Origin of the sequence: Nocardiopsis protaetiae (assembly GCF_045446735.1) — a bacterium.
Lineage (GTDB): Bacteria > Actinomycetota > Actinomycetes > Streptosporangiales > Streptosporangiaceae > Nocardiopsis > Nocardiopsis protaetiae.
Genome location: NZ_JBJJBV010000099.1, coordinates 1 through 21,240, shown reverse-complemented (window position 1 = coordinate 21,240; position 21,240 = coordinate 1). Strand labels below are relative to the sequence as shown.

21 protein-coding genes are annotated in these 21,240 nt (G+C 72.7%); 10 read left to right on the top strand and 11 right to left on the bottom strand.

The genetic code is table 11. The annotated features are described in order from the left end of the window. Positions 1 to 19: 19 nt before the first annotated feature. Positions 20 to 262 carry a hypothetical protein gene (locus tag ACJOT3_RS16570; RefSeq protein WP_406973692.1) on the bottom strand — a complete coding sequence of 81 codons (243 nt, stop codon included), beginning with the start codon at positions 260 to 262 and terminating at the stop codon, positions 20 to 22. A 4-nt stretch (positions 263 to 266) separates the two neighbouring features. Continuing rightward, positions 267 to 1,148 (bottom strand): mycothiol conjugate amidase Mca, encoded by an 882-nt coding sequence (gene mca, locus ACJOT3_RS16565; protein WP_406973690.1) that lies wholly within the window; start codon positions 1,146 to 1,148, stop codon positions 267 to 269. 155 nt (positions 1,149 to 1,303) lie between these two features. On the opposite strand from mca, the gene ACJOT3_RS16560 reads away from it, so the two are divergent. The 4 genes from ACJOT3_RS16560 to ACJOT3_RS16545 all read left to right on the top strand — a co-directional run bounded on the left by ACJOT3_RS16560 (position 1,304) and on the right by ACJOT3_RS16545 (position 3,749). Then, positions 1,304 to 1,756, top strand: coding sequence for a DUF4307 domain-containing protein (locus ACJOT3_RS16560; protein ID WP_406973688.1), 453 nt, complete (start codon positions 1,304 to 1,306; stop codon positions 1,754 to 1,756). A 141-nt stretch (positions 1,757 to 1,897) separates the two neighbouring features. Next, positions 1,898 to 2,398, top strand: coding sequence for a transcription elongation factor GreA (gene greA, locus ACJOT3_RS16555; RefSeq protein WP_406973686.1), 501 nt, complete (start codon positions 1,898 to 1,900; stop codon positions 2,396 to 2,398). A 309-nt stretch (positions 2,399 to 2,707) separates the two neighbouring features. Next, a complete protein-coding gene (locus tag ACJOT3_RS16550) occupies positions 2,708 to 3,202 on the top strand; it encodes an RDD family protein (protein ID WP_406973684.1) in 495 nt (164 codons plus the stop codon). Positions 3,203 to 3,215: 13 nt separating this feature from the next. Next, complete coding sequence (locus tag ACJOT3_RS16545) at positions 3,216 to 3,749, top strand: RDD family protein (protein ID WP_406973682.1); 534 nt, start codon at positions 3,216 to 3,218, stop codon at positions 3,747 to 3,749. On the opposite strand, the gene ACJOT3_RS16540 is transcribed toward ACJOT3_RS16545, so the two are convergent. Continuing rightward, positions 3,746 to 5,134, bottom strand: coding sequence for a DUF8814 domain-containing protein (locus ACJOT3_RS16540; protein ID WP_406973680.1), 1,389 nt, complete (start codon positions 5,132 to 5,134; stop codon positions 3,746 to 3,748). The two genes, ACJOT3_RS16545 and ACJOT3_RS16540, sit on opposite strands and share 4 nt — an antisense overlap. A 205-nt stretch (positions 5,135 to 5,339) precedes the next feature. Next, entirely contained in the window at positions 5,340 to 6,491 is a 1,152-nt protein-coding gene (locus ACJOT3_RS16535; protein ID WP_406973678.1) for an FIST signal transduction protein, read from the bottom strand. 141 nt (positions 6,492 to 6,632) lie between these two features. On the opposite strand from ACJOT3_RS16535, the gene ACJOT3_RS16530 reads away from it, so the two are divergent. Together ACJOT3_RS16530 and ACJOT3_RS16525 are read left to right on the top strand one after the other, a co-directional pair. After that, a complete protein-coding gene (locus ACJOT3_RS16530; RefSeq protein ID WP_406973676.1) occupies positions 6,633 to 8,048 on the top strand; it encodes a sigma 54-interacting transcriptional regulator in 1,416 nt (471 codons plus the stop codon). 72 nt (positions 8,049 to 8,120) lie between these two features. Further along, positions 8,121 to 9,218 (top strand): vWA domain-containing protein, encoded by a 1,098-nt coding sequence (locus ACJOT3_RS16525; protein WP_406973674.1) that lies wholly within the window; start codon positions 8,121 to 8,123, stop codon positions 9,216 to 9,218. A 30-nt stretch (positions 9,219 to 9,248) separates the two neighbouring features. On the opposite strand, the gene ACJOT3_RS16520 is transcribed toward ACJOT3_RS16525, so the two are convergent. Both ACJOT3_RS16520 and ACJOT3_RS16515 read right to left on the bottom strand, forming a co-directional pair. Continuing rightward, positions 9,249 to 10,061, bottom strand: coding sequence for a GntR family transcriptional regulator (locus ACJOT3_RS16520; protein ID WP_406973672.1), 813 nt, complete (start codon positions 10,059 to 10,061; stop codon positions 9,249 to 9,251). A 177-nt stretch (positions 10,062 to 10,238) separates the two neighbouring features. Beyond that, complete coding sequence (locus ACJOT3_RS16515; protein ID WP_406973670.1) at positions 10,239 to 10,967, bottom strand: GntR family transcriptional regulator; 729 nt, start codon at positions 10,965 to 10,967, stop codon at positions 10,239 to 10,241. Between the two features lie 299 nt (positions 10,968 to 11,266). Here ACJOT3_RS16515 and ACJOT3_RS16510 point away from each other — a divergent pair, with 299 nt between their 5' ends. Next, positions 11,267 to 11,596 (top strand): hypothetical protein, encoded by a 330-nt coding sequence (locus ACJOT3_RS16510; protein ID WP_406973668.1) that lies wholly within the window; start codon positions 11,267 to 11,269, stop codon positions 11,594 to 11,596. A 223-nt stretch (positions 11,597 to 11,819) separates the two neighbouring features. On the opposite strand, the gene ACJOT3_RS16505 is transcribed toward ACJOT3_RS16510, so the two are convergent. From ACJOT3_RS16505 to ACJOT3_RS16495, 3 genes are all read right to left on the bottom strand, one after another. Continuing rightward, positions 11,820 to 12,965 (bottom strand): cystathionine gamma-synthase, encoded by a 1,146-nt coding sequence (locus ACJOT3_RS16505; protein WP_406973666.1) that lies wholly within the window; start codon positions 12,963 to 12,965, stop codon positions 11,820 to 11,822. A gap of 479 nt (positions 12,966 to 13,444) precedes the next feature. Further along, the gene (locus ACJOT3_RS16500) at positions 13,445 to 14,185 is read right to left on the bottom strand and encodes an acyltransferase (protein ID WP_406973664.1); all 741 of its coding nucleotides are present in this window, start codon (positions 14,183 to 14,185) and stop codon (positions 13,445 to 13,447) included. A gap of 138 nt (positions 14,186 to 14,323) precedes the next feature. Beyond that, the gene (locus tag ACJOT3_RS16495; RefSeq protein ID WP_406973662.1) at positions 14,324 to 15,700 is read right to left on the bottom strand and encodes a cystathionine beta-synthase; all 1,377 of its coding nucleotides are present in this window, start codon (positions 15,698 to 15,700) and stop codon (positions 14,324 to 14,326) included. A gap of 326 nt (positions 15,701 to 16,026) precedes the next feature. Here ACJOT3_RS16495 and ACJOT3_RS16490 point away from each other — a divergent pair, with 326 nt between their 5' ends. From ACJOT3_RS16490 to ACJOT3_RS16480, 3 genes are all read left to right on the top strand, one after another. Then, positions 16,027 to 17,073 (top strand): SGNH/GDSL hydrolase family protein, encoded by a 1,047-nt coding sequence (locus tag ACJOT3_RS16490; protein WP_406973660.1) that lies wholly within the window; start codon positions 16,027 to 16,029, stop codon positions 17,071 to 17,073. 132 nt (positions 17,074 to 17,205) lie between these two features. Then, a complete protein-coding gene (locus ACJOT3_RS16485) occupies positions 17,206 to 18,426 on the top strand; it encodes an acetyl-CoA C-acetyltransferase (RefSeq protein ID WP_406973658.1) in 1,221 nt (406 codons plus the stop codon). A gap of 305 nt (positions 18,427 to 18,731) precedes the next feature. After that, positions 18,732 to 19,007, top strand: a complete 276-nt coding sequence (locus ACJOT3_RS16480; RefSeq protein ID WP_406973656.1) for a DUF4287 domain-containing protein — start codon at positions 18,732 to 18,734, stop codon at positions 19,005 to 19,007. Between the two features lie 102 nt (positions 19,008 to 19,109). Here ACJOT3_RS16480 and ACJOT3_RS16475 read toward each other — a convergent pair whose 3' ends face one another. Both ACJOT3_RS16475 and ACJOT3_RS16470 read right to left on the bottom strand, forming a co-directional pair. Further along, the gene (locus tag ACJOT3_RS16475; protein WP_406973652.1) at positions 19,110 to 20,042 is read right to left on the bottom strand and encodes a Bax inhibitor-1/YccA family protein; all 933 of its coding nucleotides are present in this window, start codon (positions 20,040 to 20,042) and stop codon (positions 19,110 to 19,112) included. Positions 20,043 to 20,240: 198 nt separating this feature from the next. Beyond that, positions 20,241 to 21,167: a proline dehydrogenase family protein gene (locus ACJOT3_RS16470; RefSeq protein ID WP_406973694.1), complete on the bottom strand. Its 927-nt coding sequence runs from the start codon at positions 21,165 to 21,167 to the stop codon at positions 20,241 to 20,243. Positions 21,168 to 21,240 lie beyond the last annotated feature (73 nt).

The following is a 21,240-nucleotide window of genomic DNA, read 5'->3' as shown; positions in this document are numbered from 1 at the left end:
GGCGCGCCCACGGGTCGGGCTAGGAGTCCTTCTTCGTGTCGTCCTCGATCAGGGCCGGGGCGGCCGCGACGTCCACCGGCTCCTCGATGGTGCGCTCACCGCGCACCGCCTTGAGCTTGCCGGTCATGCTGCGCATGAGCAGGTACAGGGCCACGCCGACGGCGAAGACGACGAGGAAGCCCAGGACGCCCGGGGTGACCGTGTTCTTGTCCAGGGTGAACGTATTGGCGTTCGCCGCGACGGACACGAGAAGGTGGTTCATACGCTCATACTCTCACTGCGTCGCGGACACCCGCGAAGAGGTCGGTCTCAGGGACCTCGGTGTCCACCAGCGACCGCACCAGGTGGTAGTCCTCGGTCGGCCAGGCCTGGGCGAGGATGTCGTTGGGCACCGCGAACCAGAACCCGTTGGGGTCCACCTGGGTCTCGTGCGCCTTCAGCGCCTTCTCGGCGACGTCGAAGTACCCGCCGCACTCCACCCGCGTGGTGATCTCCCAGGTGGGCCGGTCGCCGCGGTCCTTGATGCGGTCGATCCACTCCTTGTAGGGGTTCTCCAGCCCCTTCTCCTCCAGCAGCGAGGTGATCGCCTCGAACCGCTCGAACGGGAACGAGACGAAGTAGTACAGCTTGAGCGGCTGCCAGGGGTCGCCGGTGCCCGGGTAGGCGTCCGGGTCGCCCGCCGTGTCGAAGGCGTGCATCGACACCTTGTGGGTCATGATGTGGTCGGGGTGGGGGTAACCGCCGTTCTCGTCGTAGGTGAGGATGACGTGCGGGCGGAACCGGCGGATCGACTCCACCAGGGGCGCGGCGGCCTCCTCCACCGGGGTGAGGGCGAAGCAGCCCTCCGGCAGTGGCGGCAGCGGGTCGCCCTCGGGCAGGCCGGAGTCGACGAAACCGGCGAACTCCTGCCGGATCCCGAGGATCTCGCGGGCGCGGTCCATCTCGCGGCGGCGCACCTCGGCGATGTTCTCGCGGACGTCGGGCCGCTCCATGGCGGGGTTGAGGATGTCACCGCGTTCGCCACCGGTCATGGTGACGACCAGCACGTCCGCTCCTTCGGCGACATAGCGCGCCATGGTGGCCGCGCCCTTGCTGGACTCGTCATCGGGGTGGGCATGCACGGCCATGAGCCGCAGGCGCTCGGACAACGAAGGGTTCTCCTTGACTCGGTCGACGGTCGCAGGGGCGTACCGTCAGGCGCCCCTGATCACGGCGCGTTCGGCAACTTGGTGCGGGCCGCGCGGGGGGGCTGTCAGGTCGGGGATATCTTAGACAACACCGTCCCCGTGTACGGAGATTCCCGATGCCCACCACCCCGGAGGAAGACGCCGTGAAGAGCGCCGACGAGCCGGCCGCCGACGCGGCCGTCCCCGACGAGGAGACCGCGCCCGCCCTGCGCAAGCACCACGGCAACGGCCCGGTCTTCTTCGTGATCGCCTCGGCGTTCGCCGTGCTGTGCGCCGTCGGGTGGGGCTACGCGGTCATGAGCTACACCGGGCTGGGCGGGGGCGTGTACCACCAGGTGATCACCTCGTCGGCGCCGTCGGCGTCGGAGGCGACCATCACCTACGAGGTGAACAGCCGTGACGGGGCCGTGTGCCTGATCCGCGCGCTGGACGAGCGCCTGGTGGAGGTGGGGCAGACGACCGTGACGACGGAGTCGGGGAACCGCATGGTCTCCACGACCGTTGAGACGGTTCGTCAGGCCGCAACGGTAGAAGTGGCCTCTTGCAGGGAACAAGGTTCGCAGGACTGACACCGCCGAACCCCTTTCCCTGCCGGTTCGGGTGACCGAGCGGGATCTTCGGGAACCGTGTGCCATGACACACGGTGATATTCTCGTAAGTTCAGCTCTGGCCGCCTGGTGGCCTTTGCTACTAGTACACAAGGAGTTCCCGTGACCCAGACCCGCGATGACAACGTCACCTGGCTCACTCAGGAGGCGTACGACCGGCTCAAGGCAGAGCTGGACCACCTGACGGGGAGCGGGCGCATCGAGATCGCGGAGAAGATCGAGGCGGCCCGCGAGGAGGGTGACCTCAAGGAGAACGGCGGCTACCACGCCGCCAAGGAGGAGCAGGGCAAGATGGAGGCCCGCATTCTCCAGCTCACCGAGATCCTGCGCACCGCGCGGGTCGGCGAAGCCCCTCGGACCGAGGGCGTGGTCGGCCCCGGAATGACCGTCACCGTCATGTTCGAGGGTGACGACGAGGAGGTGACCTTCCTGCTCGCCTCCCGGGAGGAGAGCGGCTCCCCGATCGACGTGTACTCCCCGCGCTCCCCGCTCGGCTCCGCCATCAACGGCAAGGCCGTCGGCGAGAAGGTCAGCTACCAGCTGCCCAACGGCAAGAGCCTGGGGGTCGAGATCATCGAGGCGGTCCCCTACAGCGGCATGTAGGGCGGGTCCCCGCACGGGGGCCGAGGCGGTGAGGGGCGGCTGGTGCCGCCCCTCACCGCATGTGGCGCAAGGAACGCGTGTGTCGCGGGCATCCCCTGGGAGCCCGGGTGCGTCGTAGTCTCTGAGAGATCTCCGAGAGCGGCCGATGGCCGCCGCCCCACCGACCACCGAAAGGGCACGATGTCCTCGCCTTACTGGAACCCCCAGGGTCCCGGCCACGGCGGCCGTCCTCCCCAGGGCGGCTGGGGTCCCGCCGGTCCGCCCCCTCTCCCTGGTCCGCCCCCTCCCCCTGGCCCGCAGGGCGGGTGGATGCCGCCGCCGCCCGAGCCGGAACCCGTGCCCGCGGGCCCCGAACGCGCCTCGTTCGGCCGCCGCCTGTCGGCCCGGCTCATCGACTACGTGCTGGCCGTGATCGCCGCCACGGGGTTCTTCATCGTGATGGCGCTCGTCATCGTGGTCATCACCGGGGGCGCGGAGACGTCCGACGCCCAGGGCGAGGTGTGGGGGTGGCTGTTCCTCTTCGGATGGGGCCTGTTCCTGTTCTTCTACGACTGGCTGTTCCTGGTCACCTGGGGTGCCACGCTGGGCAAGATGATGCTCGGGATCAAGGTGACCCGCGCCGACGGCGGCCGCCTCACCCAGGGCCAGGCCATCGGCCGCTCGGCGTTCTTCTGCCTGCCCCAGTCGCTGCCCTGCGTCGGCCACCTGCTGAGCCTGATGGAGAGCATGGCGGCGCTGGGCGAGGACGGCCTGGCCCTGCACGACCGTGCGGCCGGGACCGTCGTCGTGCACTCCCGCCGCTGAGGAGGCCGCTCCGATGACAGAGTCCCACCCCGGCGGCGCCGAACCCGCGGGAGACACCGCACCCGCCGGCCCCGGCGCGGAACCGGCCCCCGTGTCGCTGCGCGCGGCGGCCCGGTTCATCGACATCGTGCTGGCGGCGACCGTCGTCTCGGCGCTGTTCGCCCTCGCCTCGCTCCCGGCCGCGGCGCTGCCCGTCGACGGGTACCTCATGTCCGTGACCTGGATGGGGCTGCTGCTCTCCGGCGGGACCGTGCTGCTGTTCCTCTACGAGTGGGTCTTCCTCGTCGCCCTGGGCGCCACCCCGGGGAAGCTGATGACGGGCATCGCCGTGGTCGGCCCGGACGGCGGCGGGCCCGGCCGCGGCCATGCCGCGGTACGCGCCACCGTGCTCTGCCTGCCCCAGTCGCTGCCCTGTATCGGCCAGTGCTTCACCCTGGTCGAGAGCATGGGCGCCCTCTCCCCCGAGGGGCGCACCCTGCACGACCGGCTGGCCGGGACCGCGGTCGTCCGGACCTCACCCCCGCCCCCGGCCGAACCCCGGGACTAGACGCAGGCGGGGGCGTCGGTGCCGCCCTCGGTGTGGACCGCCGGGATGTAGTGGTCCTCGCCGATCCGGTACCAGGTGTCGCCGCTGTCCCGCCGACCGTCGGCCGACGCCTCGCGCTCCTGGCAGATGACGTCGATGTTGGCCTTGTGGGCGGCCAGGCCGACGTCGGGGTGCTCCCGGCCCGGGCCGCCGCGCACCACGACCGGGTCGCGCTGCGTACTCGTGGTGACCTCGATGCGGTGGCGGTACTCGCCCGTCCACAGGTAGTCGACCTGGACCCAGCCGTTGGTTGGCAGCCGGAGCCCGCCGTTGAACGCGCCGTCGGCCAGGTCGATCCCGGCCGGGTTGCGCACCCGGCGGCCGAACCCGTCCAGGCCGCCGTTGTGGCCCTGGGCGTAGGCGGCCTGGGCCTGGGGGCGGCCCCGGTCGAGGTCGCGCCAGGACTGGCGGTCGGCGTTCCAGTGGTCGTCGGTGATGTTCCACGGGCCCACGTCCCAGACGGGCAGGTAGGCGCAGCGCGCCTCGTGGTCCTCGGTGTCGCCCTTGCCCTCCGGGCCCAGGGCGCCGGTGCTGCACACCCGGACGGTGTACTCGCCGCCGCCCCGGGTGGCCAGGCCGCGCCGGGAGGGCAGGGCCACGAAGTGGTCGTCGGCGCGGATGGTGTGCCCGTTGGCGGTGGTGTCCCCCACCAGGCCGATGCGGGTGGCGAACAGGCGCGCGGAGAAGGGGCGCTCGGGGATGTCGTCGTCGCGGTCAGCCTCGTCCTGCGGCGGGTCGCCGCCGCCGGTGTCGGGGTCGCCGCCGCCGTCCCCGCCGCCCTCGGCGTCGTTGCCGTCCGCGTCGTTGTCGTCGGGCAGGGGTGCGGGCTCGGGCGCGGGGTCGTCGGGCAGGCCGGCCGGGATGTCCCCGGTGCCCTCCAGCGGGCGCACGCCCAGCTCGGTGACGGCGGTGTCGGCGCCGTCGATGCCCACCCTCAGCTGCACCCGGGAGACGTCGGCGGACAGCGCGATGCGGCCGCCGCGGTCGGGGGTGGGGTGCCACTCGGTCCACATGCCGTCGGCGCGGACGCCGCGCACCTCGGCGAGCACGTCCCGGGGGTCGCCGGAGGAGCCCACCCGCACGTCGACGGTGTCGGTGGTCCGCTCCAGGGACTGCTCGGGGAAGGTCGCCAGGCCGGTGAGCCGGGCGCCGCGCTCGCGGCGCAGCGAGGCAGAGGGGTCGGCGGCCTCGTCCAGGCGCAGCGTTCCGGAGGCCAGGACCAGGCCGATGCGGTCGGCGGACCCCAGGTCCTGGGGGAGCCAGCCGGTCTCCGCGAAGGCGGGCCGGGGCACGAGCGGGAGCAGCAGGACCAGTGCCCCGGCCACCGCCCAGCGCCTGCCGCGCATGCGGATCGAAGTGGGTGCACACCTGGGCATGATGGACCTTTCCCGTTGATCACACAGAGTGAGGATATCTCTCACCCTTAGTAAGCGCCCCGGTATGCGCACGCTCAAGGAACTCGTGTCGAGTGTTGGTGATACGGCGGTAAAGGTCCGGTTCGCCGCAGGGAAACGGGCGTCCGTTCCGGAGGAATCTGGCGGTTCGGGCGGATCAGGCGAAGGCCAGCAGGCAGGCCGTGAACGCGTGCAGGTGGTTGACCCCGCCGACCGGGCCGATCTCCCCCGCCGCGAAGAACCCCGCCACCGCCTCCGCCCCCAGCACCCGGCGCACCGCCAGCACGTCGTGGTCGGCGTGCGGGAACAGCGCCGCGCCCCGCCCGTTGCAGGAGAACAGCAGCCCCGCGCCCACCCGGTGCCGCTCGCCGAAGTCGGCCAGCCGCCGGGCCAGGTCCTCGTCCGCCGTCCCGGCGTCGCGGACCTGGAAGCGGACCGTCTGCCCCACCTCGACCGACTCGTCGACCACCAGCGTCCCCGCCTCGGCGTCGGCGCCGGTCAGCGAGCGGATGAGGAAGTCGCCCTGCTCGTGGTGGTCGGCGTACTCGTCCATGGCGATGCCCAGTTGCAGACCCTGCGCCGCCAGCTCCCGGTCCTCCTCCGAGAGCGTCTCCAGCAGTTCCTCCAGGCGGCTGTAGGCGGGTTCCCCGGCCAGCTCCTTGACCACGTTGTCGCGCGACCCGGTCACCGTCATCGACGGGCCGATCGGTCTGCACCCCTGGCTCACCACGGCGCCCAGCACACCCTCGCCGCCGATGAGCACGCCCACCGCGCCGTTCTCGGCCACCGAGCCGTCGCAGAACAGCCGGACCGACCCCTCGCCGAGCATCCCGTCGGCCATGCCGCCCACCAGCGGCAGCCCGCCCAGCGCCCGGGTGGACTCGCTCACGAACTCCCGCGCCGGGAACTCGTAGGGGTTGACCAGCAGCAGGGCCGCTTTGTCGCGCGGCCCCGGCTCGCGCATGCCCACCACGGTGAGCCGCTCGCCCTCCACCACCGTGTCCAGCCGGAACGGGGTGAGCTCCACCCCCGGCAGCCGGGCGCACCACACGCTGACCGAGCCCTGGCCCTCCACCGCCCGGCCGCCGCCGATGACACCGGTGGCGCTGCACCCCAGGGTGAGCGAGGCGCCCGCCAGCTCCATCACACGGGCCCCGGCCAGGGAGACCTCCTCGGTGTCGGCGCCGCAGATGAAGAAGCACACCAGGTCGGCCGGGCCGTCCAGACGCTCCAGGGCGGTGAGAGCCGCGCGTTCGGCCGCGTTCACCAGGTCGGCCCCGGTCGTCAGTGCATCGCCGAACCGCGCCACCGGCTGGACTCCCCCGTGTTGTCGGACCCGCCGGACGCGGGTGCCACCCTCCGTCATTCTCCCACCCCGAGCCCGCTTCGGGACCCGGCCGAGACCGGTCCCGGCCACCATCGGCCGCCCGCGCGGAGTAGGTTCTCAAGGGTGACACCTCCGCCTCCCTCCGCCCTGCCCCGGACGCTGGCCGGGCTGCGCGCCTCCGGCCACGGGCACCGCACCGTGGCCGCCGAGATCCGCGCGAACCTGCTGTCCCGCCTGGCCGCCGGACGGCCCCGTTTCCCCGGCATGCACGGGTTCGACGCCACGGTGCTGCCCGCCCTGGAGCGCGCCCTGCTGGCCGGGCACGACGCCGTCCTGCTCGGCGAGCGCGGCCAGGGCAAGACCCGGCTGATCCGCGCCGTCGCCGACCTGCTGGACGAGTGGTCGCCGGCCGTCGCCGGATGTCCCGTGAACGACCACCCCTACGCCCCGGTGTGCCCCTCCTGCCTGCGGCGGGCCGCCGACCTGGGCGAGGAGCTGCCGGTGGTGTGGCGCCACCGCGGCGAGCGCTACGGGGAGAAGCTCGCCACCCCCGACACCGGCACCGCCGAGCTCATCGGCGACATCGACCCGGCCCGGCTGGCCGAGGGCCGGTCCCTGGGCGACCCCGAGACCGTCCACTACGGCCTGGTGCCGCGCGCCAACCGGGGCGTGTTCTGCGTCAACGAGCTGCCCGACCTGCCCGCCCGCGCCCAGGTGGCGCTGTTCAACGTGCTGGAGGAGCGCGATCTCCAGATCCGCGGGTACACGCTGCGCCTGCCGCTGGACGTGCTGCTGCTGGCCAGCGCCAACCCCGACGACTACACCGACCGGGGGCGGATCGTCACCCCGCTCAAGGACCGGTTCGGCGCCCAGGTGCGCACCCACTACCCGCCGACCCTGGAGGACGAGCGGGCGGTGCTGCGCCAGGAGGCGGCGGTACCCGGCGGCACCGTGGTCCCCGGGCACCTGTGGGAGGCCGTCGCCCGGTTCACCCGGCTGGCCCGCGGCTCCCGCAAGGTCGACCCCCGGTCGGGCGTGTCGGTGCGGTTCGCGGTGGCGGCGGTGGAGACGGTGGCCGCCTCCGCGCTGCGCCGGTCCGCGGTGGCCGGGGAGGACGTCCCGGTGGCCCGGGTGTGCGACCTGACCGCCGCCGTGCCCTCCCTGCTGGGCAAGGTGGAGTTCGCGATGGGCCACGAGGAGGACGGGGAGGCGATCCTGCTCGGGCTGCTGCGCCGGGCCGTCTCCGACACGTTCCGCGCCCGGCTGGGCGAGGCGGACCTGTCCCCGCTGGCCGAGCGGTTCGCCGCGGGCGGCACCGTGGAGAGCGGCGACCTGGTGGGCGCCGCCGAGCTGCTGCGCCGGATCGGGACGGTGCCCGGGCTGGCGGCGCTGATCGCGGCCGCCGCACCCGAGGAGGAGGACGGCGCGGCCTCACCCGGGCTGGCCGCCGCCGTGGTCGAGTTCGCGCTGGAGGGCCTCTACCTGGAGCGACGCCTGTCCAAGGACATCGTTGCCGACGGAGGGGTCTACCGGTTCTGAAAGCCGGGAACATACCGGTTCGTCGTGCACCCCCAGGAGGTAGTGGCTGTGAGGTTCCGGTACCGGGCGTACATGGGAGGCCCCGACCCCCTGGCCGAGCCCGACCCGCCGCCCCCGGAGGCCCTGGGGGCGGCCCGCGCCCTGCTCGACCTGATCGCGGACGCGGGGGACGCCGACGAGGGTGTCGGCACCGTGGAGAAGGCGGTGTCCCGCTACGCGGAGGGCGACCGGTCGGCCCTGGAGAACCTGGACTCCCCCGGCGCCGTGCTGGGCCGCGCCCTGGGCGCGGACGCCCGTGGGCTGTGGGACCGGCTGGACCGGGCCGACCACGGGCTGAGCCCGCGCGAGCTGCGCCGGCTGGCCGAGGTGGCGCTGGGCGAGGCGCGCGACGCGCGCCGCCCCGGACCGCACCCGGGCGACCGGGAGGGCGGCCCCGGCGCCGACCCGACCGGCCGCGACGTCCCCCACCGGGCGGACCGGCCGCTGGACGCGGTGGCCAGCATGCGCCGGGCGATGCTGCGCCGGGCCGCCGACCCCGCCGACACGGCCGCGCTGCGCGCCGAGGACCTGCGGTCGGCCGAGACCGAGCCCTCCGCCGGGCTGGCGGTGTCGCTGCTGGTGGACCTGTCCCACTCCATGGCGGCGCGCTCCCTGCACGAGGCCGCGGTGCGCACCGCGCTGGCGCTGGACGCGCTGGTGCGCCGCCACCCCGGGGACCGGGTGCAGTGGGTGGGGTTCGGCGAGACCGCCCGCGAGACGGGGCCCGCCGAGCTGGTCGCCCACCCGTGGGGGCGGGTGCCCGGCACCAACCTGCACCACGCGCTGCGGCTGGCGCGCGGGTACCGCAGGCGCCACCCGGGCCTGGCCCACCGCGTTCTGGTGGTCACCGACGGGGAGCCGACCGCTCACCTGGGCGAGGACGGCGACGCCCGGTTCTCCTGGCCGGCGAGCCCGCGCACCGGGGAGCTGACGGTCGCCGAGCTGGACGCGGCGGTGCGGGAGGGGTCAAGGGTGACGTTCTTCCTGCTCTCCGACGACCCGCGGCTGCGCGCCTTCCGGGACGTGGTGGTGCGCCGGCGCGGGGTGCGGGCGGTGGCGGCCGACGCCGACGCGCTGGCGCCCCTGCTGCTGGACGCCTACCTCGGCGGGCGGCCGTGGCCGCGTGCATGAACCCTTCTCACGTGCCTTTGCACGTGCGCTTCAGCGCTCGAAGATGTTGACGTCCGAGGCCATGAGCAGCAGTTCCTCCGGGGCGTCGCCGCCGGAGTACAGCAGCTGGTGGCGGTTGGCGGGCATGACCGTCTCGGTGAACCGCAGCGGGCGGTCGCCGTCGTAGACGACCCGCTCGTGGACGAGCAGCGGGATGCCCGGGCCCAGGTTGAAGGAGTCCGCCTCGTCCTGGGAGGGCATGCGGGCGCCCACGATGTCCCAGTTCCACTCCTCCCGGTACCCCAGGTCGCGCAGCACGGAGGCGACGCCCTCGTCCAGGCGCTGGGGGGACATGAGCGGGGTGTTGCTGGCGATGGTGAAGGGGAAGAAGGTGATCTGGGACTGCCACAGGCCGCCCTCGACGAACCGGTCGCAGGAGCGGATGACGACCAGGCCCCCGTTGGGCCCCTCCTCCTCGCCGCCCCAGCGCAGGCGCTTGGCCACCCGGGGCCGCATGGTGTCGAGGCTGACCTTGATCCGCTGCTCGATCTGGTCGTACCCGGCCTCGCGCAGGTGCGGCTGGTAGCCGTCCTCGAAGCGCTCGGAGTCGGTGCCGCCGGTCACCGGGGTGGCCAGGTGGACGATGGGCCGGTGGTCGGCGACGAACGCGCCGCGCCCGGCCTGGATGGCGATGACCCCCTCGTCCTGGAGGATGCGCATGCCCAGCCGGGCGGTGGCCCGGGACACGCCGAACCGCTCGGCGAGCTCCTCCTCGCCCGGTAGGCGCTCGCCGGGCTTGAAGTCGCCGCGCGAGAGGGCCTCGCGCAGGTGGTCGGCGACCACTGTCTTCCTTGACGTGCTCATGCGTGTCTTCAGTCCCGTCCGTCCGGTCGTCGTCGGCCGTGGGGTGACCGCCCCCGCAAAGCAGGCGGCCACGGCTTGTCAACGCACGGCCCCCGTCCCGGGTTCTCCCCCGCGGGGACGACCGCGTACCCCCGGAACGCCGGCCCCGGCGGGGCGGGCGTTCGGAGGGCACGCGGATCAGTCGCGGTGGTAGGCACCGATGTCACCGTGTTCGTACTGGTAGCGGATGCTGTGACCGGCGTAGACGGTCTCCACCACCCGGATCGGCCGCTCCTCGGAGACGTCGGTGCGGTGGACGTACAGCACCGGGACCCCGGGGGGCAGCTCCAGCTGGGCGGCCTCGTTGGGGCTGGGCATCCGGGTCTCCAGCTCGTCCACGAACCCGACCTGCCGGTGGCCGTGCTCGGCCAGGATCGACAGGGCGCTCTCCACGTCCTCGGGCAGCATGAGCGGGGTGCCCTGGACCAGGTCCATCGGGTAGAACGCGGAGCTGATGGACCCGGAGATCTCACCGGAGAAGCGGTACATGCGCCGGACCACCATCATGTCGCCCTCGGGGACGCGCAGCCGGCTGGCGAGGTCGGCGCTGGCGCTGAGGAGCTGGAGCTCCTCCAGGGTCTGCCCGGCCATGTTGGACTCGGTGAACCCGTCGGCGCCCTTGGAGCGGTTGGCGTGGAAGGTCTCGGGGACGACGTCCTGCACGAAGTGGCCGCGGCCGGGACGGCTGACGATCAGGCCCTGGTTGCGGAGCATGCCCAGCGCCAGCCTGACGGTGTTGCGGGAGGCGCTGAAGCGCTCTTCGAGCTGCTTCTCCGAGGGCAGCTGCCCGCCGAGGGGCAGGCTCCCCTCCTGTATCTCCCGTCGCAACGCCCGGGCGATCTGTCGATATCTGCTTTCTGCCCGCATAAGTCAGCCCTCAAGGGGGTAGCTTCTAGACCAACAACCTAGCTTGTACCAACAAGGTGATCGGTACACCAGCCAAACAGGTCCGTCCGGTTCCAATGAACCCATCTTATGTGAAGGCCACCCTTAGTACACGGTGGCGCCGCCAGATGGTCACACGGAAAAGCGACGATCAAGGCCCGGACACCCCTCACCCCTCGCCCGCAGACGGACACCGCACCCGCGGTCCCGGGCCCCACCGACCGGTGGCGGCACCTCCACACGGATAAGGAAGAACACAGACACACCACGGAGAACAGATCATGATCGCAAGCCTCATCATCGCCGTCGGCGGCCTCCTGCTGGCCCTGGCCGCCGGATTCTTCCTGGCCATCTCGATCGGCATCCGCCGCCAGGACGGCCGAGGGGGCTACCGCTCCCTCCGAGAGGAGGACGACAACAGCGCCCTCTCCCGCACCGGAAGCATGGTCGTCGGCCTGCACTTCGCCAACCCGACCCCGCGCCCCGGCGCCACCCGCACCGCCGCTCGCGGCACGGCCGGCGGCGCGCCCCGCACCACCGCCCGCGGCACCGCCCGGGTCCCCGCTCCCCGACCCGCCCCCGAGCGAGACCGTACGCCCACCACGGTCTAGCCGGAACGGTCGGGAGCGGCGCCCCGCACGGCACAACGGAGTGCCCACCCCCGTCGCAGTCCACCCCGTTGACAGAGCAGGAGCGCCGCGTCGGGCCCGGCAGTGCAGCCGCAGAGCCCGCGCGGCATCGCCGCGAGCGCCCAGGGCTCGCCCGGCGGAGCATTCCGCCCCGCGACCACGCCCCGGAACGGCGGGCGGACCCCCGCAGGGGCCCGCCGCCGCCTCAGCCCTCCAGCGCCTGTAGCAGATCGGCCACCAGGTCGTCAGCCGACTCGATGCCCACGGAGATCCGGATCAGATCCGCCGGAACCTCCAGCGGGGAACCCGCGGTGGAGGCGTGCGTCATCCGCCCCGGGTGCTCGATCAGGGATTCCACCCCGCCCAGGGACTCGCCCAGGGTGAAGACCTGCGTACGCTCGCACACCCTCAGAGCAGCCTTCTCCCCGTCGCGCAGAGCGAAGGAGACCATCCCACCGAAGGACCGCATCTGCCGCTCGGCGATCTTGTGGCCCGGGTGCCCCTCCAGGCCCGGGTAGAAGACCCGCCGCACCGCCGGGTGGCCCTCCAGGGCGGCCACCACCTTCTCGGCGTTGGCGCTGTGCCGGTCCATCCGCACGCCCAGGGTCTTGACCCCGCGCAGGGTCAGCCAGGAATCGAAGGGCCCCGGAATAGCACCCATGGTGTTCTGGTGGAACGCCAGCCGCTCGCCCAGCTCGGCGTCGGCCACCACGAGCGCGCCCCCGACGACGTCGGAGTGCCCGCCCAGGTACTTGGTGGTCGAGTGGACGATGACGTCCGCGCCCAGGGTCAGCGGCCGCTGTAGGTAGGGCGAGGCGAACGTGTTGTCCACGACGTGGATCGCCCCGGCGTCGTGGGCGATCTGCGCGACCGTCTCGATGTCGGTGATGTTGAGCAGCGGGTTGGTGGGCGTCTCGGTCCAGATCACCTTGGTCCGCGGGCGCACCGCCGCCCGCACCGCCTCGGTGTCGGTCTGGTCGACCGCGTCCCAGGTGACCCCCCAGCGCTCGACCACCTTGGAGATCAGCCGGAAGGTGCCGCCGTAGGCGTCGCCCGGGATGATGATGTGGTCGCCCGGCGACAGCACCGTGCGCAGCAGGGTGTCCTCGGCCGCCATGCCGGAGGCGAACGCCAGGCCGCGCACGCCGTCCTCCAGTGCGGCCAGGCACTCCTCCAGTGCGGCCCGGGTGGGGTTGCCGGTGCGCGAGTACTCGTAGCCCTGGCGCAGCCCGCCCACGCCGTCCTGGGCGTAGGTGCTGGTCTGGTAGATCGGCACCACCACGGCCCCGGTGCCCGCGTCGGGCTCCTGGCCCGCGTGGATGGCCAGCGTCTCGAATCCGTCGAACTTCATGGGCACCACGATAGTCCCCGTGGGCCTCCCCGGACCCGTTTTCCACAGCCCCTCTTCCTGCACCGACGGGGCTCGCCGCCGCTATGAGGGACCGCGGCCGAAGGCCGTCCGTAAGTGGGAGGTCTGCGGCCGAAGGCCGTCCGTTGAGGGTGGTGGTGGGCGACGGGTGGGTGGTGGTGGGCGACGGGTGGGTGGTGGTGGGCGACGGGTGGGTGGTGGTGGGCGGGCGGTGGCGGGCGACGGGTGGGCGGTGACGGGTGACGGGTGACGGGTGACGGGAGGGACGTTACGGCCCGCCCGGGGCCGCGACAGGGCGCCCGGACCACCGTCCGGGCCCGGCCGCCGGTACGGGGCGCCCGGGCGGCATCACCGCGGGCGGGCCCACGGCGGGCAGGCGGGCCCATCGCGAAGGGGCGCCGCTCGGGGACGGCGCCCGGCGGCGCCGGTCCGGCGGCACAGGGCAGCCGGCCGTCCTCCGCTCAGGCGGGCGGGAAGCGGGTGGGGGTGCCGGGCAGCGGGGGCTCCTCGGGGGCGCCGGGCAGCGGCCCGGCGGCCGGGGTGGGCACGCGGGTGGGGGTGCCCGTGTCGCGCAGCGGCGGCTGCCAGCCCAGCTCGGGCTCGTAGGTGCGCACGACCCTGCCCGGGATGCCCGCGATGACGGCGTGGTCGGGGTAGGTGCCCGGGCGCACGACCGTCCCGGCCGCCACGACGGAGTTGCGGCCCAGGTGGACGCCGGGCAGGATCACCGCGTTCGCGCCGATCCAGGTCCCCGCGCCGATGCTGACCGGGTCGTCGACCGGCCACTGGAGGCCGACCGGGATCTCGGTGTTGGCGTAGGAGTGGTTCTGGTCGGTGATGTACACGTAGGGGCCGGTGTACACGTGGTCGCCGATGTCGATCGACTTGTGGGCGACGATGTGGGAGCCGCGCCCGATGGCGCACCCCGAGCCGATCCGCACGACGGTGCCCGGGCCCAGGTCGTAGTCGGGGCCCATCCCGGCGGCCAGGGTCATGTCCCCGCCCAGCACGGTGAAGGCGCCGATCTCGATCCAGGGCTCGCCGTAGAGCGTCGCCGTGGGGAAGGCGATGGCGGAGCCGTCGCCGAAGCGCGCGAACTTGTTCGCAGCGCGGGAACCGGAGCGGATCTCCGCATGGCCGCGCGCCCACGACCAGAGCGAACGGATGATCCAGGACAACAGCCGCGACACGCGAGCTCCCATGTGTTACCTGCCAGTAGCCTCGTCGCGAACATTAGCAGTGTTCGAGTATGCGCTCCGATGTCCGTTCCGTACGCACCGGGGCCCGAACAACGCTCGGTTCCGAACGCCGCCCGGGCCCCGTACGGCCTGGCCGCTACGTCAGTTCGACAGGTGGGCCAGCAGGTCCTGGCGGGTGAGGATGCCCACCGGCTTGCCGTCGCGCAGCACCACCAGCGCGCCCGAGTCGCGCAGCAGCCGCACGCAGTCGCCCACCGGGGTGCCGGTGCCCACCGTGGCCAGCGGGCGGCCCATGTGCGCCTCCACGTGGTCGTCCAGCTGCGCGCGCCCGTCGAACAGGGCGTCCAGCACGTCGCGCTCGGCGATGGCGCCGACCACCTCGGCCGCCATCACCGGCGGCTCCTCCTTCATGACCGGCAGCTGGGAGACCCCGTACTCGCGCATGATCGCCACGGCCGTGCCGAGGGTCTCGTCCGGGTGCGCGTGCACGAAGTCGGGCAGCTCCCCGCCCTTGGCGGCCAGCACCTCGCCCGCGGTGGCCTCCTCGGTCTCCTCGGACAGGAACCCGTAGTCGGCCATCCACTCGTCGTTGAAGATCTTGCCCAGGTAGCCGCGGCCGCCGTCGGGCAGCAGCACCACGATCACGTCGTCGGGGCCGGCGTTCTTCGCGACCTCCAGCGCCGCCGCCACGGCCAGGCCGCAGGAGCCGCCCACCAGCAGGGCCTCCTCGCGGGCCAGGCGGCGGGTCATCAGGAACGAGTCCTTGTCGCTGACCGCCACGATCTCGTCGCAGACCCCGGTGTCGTAGGTGCCCGGCCAGATGTCCTCGCCGACGCCCTCCACCAGGTACGGGCGCCCCGAGCCGCCCGAGTACACCGAGCCCTCCGGGTCGGCGCCGACGACCTTCACCGCGCCGTCGGAGATCTCCTTGAGGTAGCGGCCGGTGCCGCTGATGGTGCCGCCGGTGCCGATGCCCGCCACGAAGTGCGTGATGCGGCCCTCGGTCTGGTCCCAGATCTCCGGGCCGGTGGAGTGGTAGTGCGACTCCGGGTTGTTCACGTTCTCGTACTGGTTGGGCTTCCACGCGCCGGGGATCTCGCGGGCCAGCCGGTCCGAGACCGAGTAGTACGACTCCGGGTGCTCGGGGGCGACCGTGGTCGGGCACACCACGACCTCGGCGCCGTAGGCGCGCAGCACCGAGAGCTTGTCCGGGCCCACCTTGTCCGGGCAGACGAAGACGCAGCGGTAGCCCTTCTCCTGGGCGACGATCGCCAGGCCGATGCCGGTGTTGCCCGAGGTCGGCTCCACGATGGTGCCGCCCGGCTTGAGCTCGCCGCTCTTCTCGGCGGCCTCGACCATGCGCAGGGCGATGCGGTCCTTGACCGAGCCGCCCGGGTTGAAGTACTCGACCTTGGCGACCACGGTGGGCGCGTTCGGCCCCAGGCCCTCGGTCACCTTCCGCAGCCGGACGAGCGGGGTGTTCCCCACCAGGTCGATCAGTGAGTCGTATACCCGCACTTCATGCTCCCTTGCATCGTGGCGACCGGGTCTCGGCCCGCCGTTCGACTCGCGCCCCGGTGGCGTGAGCCCGGGGCCGTGGGGCCGGTCCGGCCCGTCTCAATCCGACTCTAACGCCCCTCATCAGCGGGTTCGGCTCGTGCGGAGAAGGGCGGTCCGGTCCGGGGTGTCGCCCGGGGGTTCGCATGTGCTCACCCCGGAGTTCGGACGCTGTTGCGCCGGGGTACGTGACCCGGTCGTCGCCCGCCGGTAACGTCGGGTGTCCGACCGGCCCGCCGCACGGGGTCGACGGGTCGGAGGTCTCGAACGTCGCGGAGGTCGTCCCGATGCTGCGAGCCGCACGCGCCCGGCGGATCGCCGCGGCCACCGCGTTCGGTGGCGGCGGGCTCACCCTGGTGGGCGCGGGAACGCTGGCCCTCCTCTACCTCCAGGCCCGGCTGGCCCGCCGGGCGGTGGGGGTCACCGCGTGGGAGCGGCCGGTGGTCAACGGGCTGCACGGCCAGGGCTCGGGGCCGCCGCTGCGAATGCTCATGATGGGCGACTCCACGGCGGCCGGGTTCGCCGTCGAGACCGCCGCGCAGACGCCCGCGCTGATGCTGGCGACGGGGCTGTCCAACGCCGCCGACCGGCCGGTGCGGCTGCGCTGCACCGCGTTCCCGGGCGCGACCTCGGCCACCCTGGCCGGGCAGGCGGAGCGGTCCGGGGCGCTGGCCGAGGGCACCCGCTACGACGTGGCGGTGGTCTTCATCGGCGCCAACGACGTCATCCGCCGGGTGCGGCCCAGCGACGCGGTGGCCGACCTGCGCGAGGTCGTGCGGGAGCTGACCGCCCGGGGGACGGCGGTGGTGGTGGCGACCTGCCCGGACCTGGGCACGGTGCGCCCCATCGGGTGGCCGCTGCGCTCGGTGGCGCGGCGCGCCTCGCGCCAGCTGGCGGCCGCGCAGACGATCGCGGTCACCGAGGCGGGCGGCCGCACGGTGTCCCTGAGCGACATCCTGGCCGACGAGTTCCGGTCCGACCCCTCTCTCATGTTCGGCCCCGACCGGTTCCACCCGTCGGCGCGCGGCTACGCCCAGGCGGCGTTCGCGGTGCTGCCGTCGGTGTGCACGGCGCTGGGGCTGCTCCCGGAGCCGGACGCCCTCCCGGCCACGGGCATCCTGCCGGTGGACCGGGCCGCGGTGGTCGCCGCGGAGAACCCGGGCACGGAGGTGTCCGCCGCGGGCGACCCCGCGCAGGGGCGGCGGGGCCGCTGGTCGGCTCTGATCCGCCTGCCCCTGGCGGGCCTGCGGGTGCCCTGGTCCGAACGCGAGCGGGTGTCCGCGGACACGGGCGCGCCGGCCGAGGAGGCGCGCACGGATTCCGGGGATCGGTGAGATCACGGACAACTGCGACCCCGGGTGGCGCGGGAGGGCCGCCTCCGGGTTTACTGACTGGTAACAAGACCTGCCGTGACCGGTAGCATGCCGGTCGCACACCTGTAGCTCCACTCCGATAGGGACGCCGCCATGCCCGAAGCAGTCATCGTCGCCACCGCCCGTTCCCCGATCGGGCGCGCCTTCAAGGGTTCGCTCAAGGACATCCGTCCCGACGACCTCGCCGCGCAGGTCATCGGCGCCGCCCTGGCCAAGGTCCCGCAGCTGGACCCGTCCTCGATCGACGACCTCATGCTGGGCTGCGGCCTGCCCGGCGGCGAGCAGGGCTTCAACATGGCCCGCGTGGTCGCCGTCCAGCTCGGCCTGGACACGGTGCCCGGCGCCACCGTCACCCGCTACTGCTCCTCCTCGCTGCAGACCACCCGGATGGCCCTGCACGCGATCCGGGCGGGCGAGGGCGACGTGTTCATCTCCGCCGGCGTGGAGACCGTGAGCCGCTTCGTCAACGGCAGCAGCGACAACCCGCAGAACGAGAACCCGCTGTTCGCCGACGCCAAGGCCCGCACCGAGAAGCGCAAGGAGGCCGGCTCCGACGTCTGGACCGACCCGCGCGAGGACGGCGCCCTGCCCGACGCCTACATCGAGATGGGCCAGACCGCCGAGAACGTCGCCCAGATCACCGGCGTCTCCCGCGAGCGCCAGGACGAGTTCGCCGTCCGCTCGCAGAACCTCGCCGAGAAGTCCCTGGACAACGGGTTCTGGGAGCGCGAGATCGTCCCGATCACCCTGCCCGACGGCACCGTGGTCACCACCGACGACGGCATCCGCCGCGGTACCACCTACGAGAAGGTCTCCCAGCTCAAGCCGGTGTTCCGCCCCGACGGCACCGTCACCGCGGGCAACGCCTGCCCGCTCAACGACGGCGCCTCCGCGCTCGTCATCATGAGCGACACCAAGGCCGCGCAGCTGGGCCTGACCCCGCTGGCCCGCATCGTCTCCACCGGCGTGACCGGCCTGAGCCCGGAGATCATGGGCCTGGGCCCGGTCGAGGCCTCCAAGCAGGCCCTGGCCCGCGCCAACATGGCGATCGGCGACATCGACCTGGTCGAGATCAACGAGGCCTTCGCCGCGCAGGTCCTGCCCTCCGCCGACCAGCTGGGCGTGGACATCGACTCCCAGCTGAACATCAACGGCGGCGGCATCGCGGTCGGCCACCCGTTCGGCAGCACCGGCGCCCGCATCACCGGCACCCTGATCAACGGGCTCCGGTTCCACGACAAGACCTTCGGCCTGGAGACCATGTGCGTCGGCGGCGGCCAGGGCATGGCGGCCATCTTCGAGCGCCTGAGCTGATCCGCCCCGTGTGGTCCATGCGATCCGCGTGATCCGTGTGCGGGGTCGGGGACGGTCGTCCCCGGCCCCTTTCTTCGTTTTTCCGGACCCCTCAGCGTTTTCCGGACTTATGCCACGCCGACCGGAGTGACTCCGGAACGCGTGCACAGGCCGCCTAGCACCGGTGGGAACGGTCGTCCAGGGAACCTTGGCAAACGTTCCCACACATGCAAGGTAAAAGCCGGTGTCCGGGGCTTGTCCAGATCGTGATCCTGATGCAGTGTCGCTGGTAAGCGTCAAACGCCAACGCACTGCCGGAGGTGCCCATGCCGGTAACCCACTCGCCGGAAGTCCACGCCAAGCTCATCGAACGCATCCCGGCCGTCACCGGCCGCGGACTCCACGAGTGGTTCGACGCCCTCGATCAGGGACCGGGCCTGCTCCGCTGCTCCGATCGGGCCCACTGGCTCGCCGACGAGTACGGACTGCCGCCGTGGTACGCCCAGGCCCTCGTCACCGAGTACGACCGCCGCCGACGGAACCGCTCCATCCCCGCACCGCGCCGCGCGGGCGAGCGGAGCCCGGAGACGGAGTCGGCCTAAGGGCGGCTCCAGACCGTATCCACAACCGAGGCATGACAGAAGGGGCCGTACCGGCATCGCCGGAACGGCCCCTTCCTCGTGCTGTGGATCAGGCCCCGTCGGCTACTCGCCGAACATCGACTTGATGATCCAGAGCAGGCGCAGGATCTCGATGTAGAGCCAGACCAGGGAGGCGGTCAGGCCGAAGGCGAACAGCCAGGAGGTCTTGGCCGGGACACCGGCGTTGATGCCCTCCTCGATGCCCCGGAAGTCCAGGGCCAGGGTGCACGCGGCGATGACGATGAAGACCAGGCTGACGACCAGGCCCAGCGGGCTGGCCTCGCGGATGCCGATGCCGCCGGCGATGAAGAAGCTCGCGACGAAGTTGACCAGCATCAGGGCCAGGGCGCCCATGGAGGCGTAGGCGACGACCTTGACGAAGCCGTCGGTGACCTTGATGATCCGGAACTTGTACAGCGCCAGCATCACGCCGAACACCAGGAAGGTGCCGATCACGGCCTGGGTGATCAGGACGCCGCCCGAGCCCGCGCCCTGGGAGGCGTCGAGGGTGCCGGCGAGCACGGCGGTCAGACCGCCGACGAGCAGGCCCTCCAGGGCCGCGTAGGCCAGGGTGGCGACCGGGTTGGCGATGCCCTTGAAGCCGACGACCAGGCCCAGGACCAGGCCGGCGAGGGCGCCGCCGATCGCCAGGAGCATGGCCAGGCCGGGGTTGGCCTGGAAGAGGAAGTAGTTGAGGACGGCCGTGACGACGACGAGGCCCAGGGACATGCCCGTGCGCACGACGACGTCGTCGATGGTCATCCGGGCTTCGCCGAAGCCCTGGGCGGGACCGCCCGGGTAGCCCTGCTGCGGGTACCCCTGCTCGGGGTAGCCCTGCTGCGGGTAGGGCTGGCCGTAGCCCTGCTGGCCGTAACCCTGCTGCGGGTACGGCTGTCCGTAGCCCGGCTGACCGTAGCCCTGCTGCTGGCCGTACCCTGCCGGGCCGGCCTGCTGGAGCGCCCGCTTGAGAACGGGGTTGGAACTGCGCATCCGCATGTCCGGTATTGACCTTTCGAAACCGTGGTTTGCTGCCCACAAGGTAACGCACCGGACTCGACCGGAGTTCCACGGCCCAGGTCACCGTTGGGAAACGGCTCCGGGTGACGCCCGTAAACCCCCGCTGAACACAAATGACGGGCCGGGGTCGAAACCCCGGCCCGTGCCCCCGTCGTCCCAGGTGGGACCAGTGTGGAACTAGTTGCGCGTGATCAGCGCGCGTGCGAGGAACAGCACGTTCGCGGGGCGCTCGGCCAAACGGCGCATGTAGTAGCCGTACCACTCGGTGCCGTAGGGGACGTAAACGCGCATGCGCTTGCCCTCGGCGGCCAGGCGGACCTGCTCCTCCTCGCGAATGCCGTACAGCATCTGGTATTCGTGGTCGTCCGCGCCGCGGCCGTTGGCGGCCGCCAGCTCCCCGGCGATCGCGATCATCCGCGGGTCGTGCGAGGCGACCATCGGGTAGCCCTCGCCCTCCATCAGGATGCGCAGCGCCCGCACGTAGGCCTTGTCGACCTCGTGCTTGTCGCGGAAGGCCACCGACTCGGGCTCGTCGTAGGCGCCCTTGCACAGGCGCACCCGGGAGCCGGCGCCGCTCAGGTCGCGGCAGTCGGCCTCGGTGCGGCGCAGGTAGGCCTGGAGCACCGCGCCCACGAACGGGAAGTCCTGGCGCAGCTCGCGCAGGATGCCCAGGGTGGAGTCGGTGGTGGTGTGGTCCTCCATGTCCAGGGTGACCGTGGTGCCGATGGCCCGGGCCGCCTCGGCGATGCGCCGGGCGTTCTCCAGGGCGATCTTCTCGCCGTCGCGCTCCAGGAACTGGCCGACGGCGGACAGCTTGACCGACACCTCGGCGCGGTCGCCCAGCCCGGCCTCGCCCAGGGCCGCCAGCAGGTCCTCGTAGGCCAGGACGGTGCCCTCGGCCTGGGCGCGGTCCTTGGTGTCCTCGCCGAGGAAGTCCAGCGTGATCAGGCGGTCGCCGGCCAGGGCCTCGACGGCGGGCAGGGCGGTGTCCAGGGCCTCGCCGGCGACGAACCGGTGGACCATGGCGCGGGTGACGGGGGTGCGCTCGACGATCCGGCGGCAGGCGGTGGACCTGGCGGCGAGCAGCAGAGGCTTGCGGAGCATGGTGACCTCGAAGGAGACGAGCGCGGACGGTCGTGTCGCGCGCGGGTGGGGTGCGGCCGGGGATCGGCCCGGC

What these genes read in the sequence shown, in the direction of transcription:
- ACJOT3_RS16520 (WP_406973672.1), bottom strand. Translation starts at nt 10,061, where the DNA reads ATGAGCACGTCAAGGAAGACAGTGGTCGCCGACCACCTGCGCGAGGCC.
- ACJOT3_RS16515 (WP_406973670.1), bottom strand. Translation starts at nt 10,967, where the DNA reads ATGCGGGCAGAAAGCAGATATCGACAGATCGCCCGGGCGTTGCGACGG.
- ACJOT3_RS16485 (WP_406973658.1), top strand. Translation starts at nt 17,206, where the DNA reads ATGCCCGAAGCAGTCATCGTCGCCACCGCCCGTTCCCCGATCGGGCGC.
- ACJOT3_RS16545 (WP_406973682.1), top strand. Translation starts at nt 3,216, where the DNA reads ATGACAGAGTCCCACCCCGGCGGCGCCGAACCCGCGGGAGACACCGCA.
- ACJOT3_RS16525 (WP_406973674.1), top strand. Translation starts at nt 8,121, where the DNA reads ATGGGAGGCCCCGACCCCCTGGCCGAGCCCGACCCGCCGCCCCCGGAG.
- ACJOT3_RS16475 (WP_406973652.1), bottom strand. Translation starts at nt 20,042, where the DNA reads ATGCGGATGCGCAGTTCCAACCCCGTTCTCAAGCGGGCGCTCCAGCAG.
- ACJOT3_RS16570 (WP_406973692.1), bottom strand. Translation starts at nt 262, where the DNA reads ATGAACCACCTTCTCGTGTCCGTCGCGGCGAACGCCAATACGTTCACC.
- ACJOT3_RS16505 (WP_406973666.1), bottom strand. Translation starts at nt 12,965, where the DNA reads ATGAAGTTCGACGGATTCGAGACGCTGGCCATCCACGCGGGCCAGGAG.
- ACJOT3_RS16540 (WP_406973680.1), bottom strand. Translation starts at nt 5,134, where the DNA reads ATGCGCGGCAGGCGCTGGGCGGTGGCCGGGGCACTGGTCCTGCTGCTC.
- ACJOT3_RS16490 (WP_406973660.1), top strand. Translation starts at nt 16,027, where the DNA reads ATGCTGCGAGCCGCACGCGCCCGGCGGATCGCCGCGGCCACCGCGTTC.
- ACJOT3_RS16480 (WP_406973656.1), top strand. Translation starts at nt 18,732, where the DNA reads ATGCCGGTAACCCACTCGCCGGAAGTCCACGCCAAGCTCATCGAACGC.
- ACJOT3_RS16500 (WP_406973664.1), bottom strand. Translation starts at nt 14,185, where the DNA reads ATGGGAGCTCGCGTGTCGCGGCTGTTGTCCTGGATCATCCGTTCGCTC.
- ACJOT3_RS16550 (WP_406973684.1), top strand. Translation starts at nt 2,708, where the DNA reads ATGCCGCCGCCGCCCGAGCCGGAACCCGTGCCCGCGGGCCCCGAACGC.
- ACJOT3_RS16510 (WP_406973668.1), top strand. Translation starts at nt 11,267, where the DNA reads ATGATCGCAAGCCTCATCATCGCCGTCGGCGGCCTCCTGCTGGCCCTG.
- ACJOT3_RS16470 (WP_406973694.1), bottom strand. Translation starts at nt 21,167, where the DNA reads ATGCTCCGCAAGCCTCTGCTGCTCGCCGCCAGGTCCACCGCCTGCCGC.
- ACJOT3_RS16560 (WP_406973688.1), top strand. Translation starts at nt 1,304, where the DNA reads ATGCCCACCACCCCGGAGGAAGACGCCGTGAAGAGCGCCGACGAGCCG.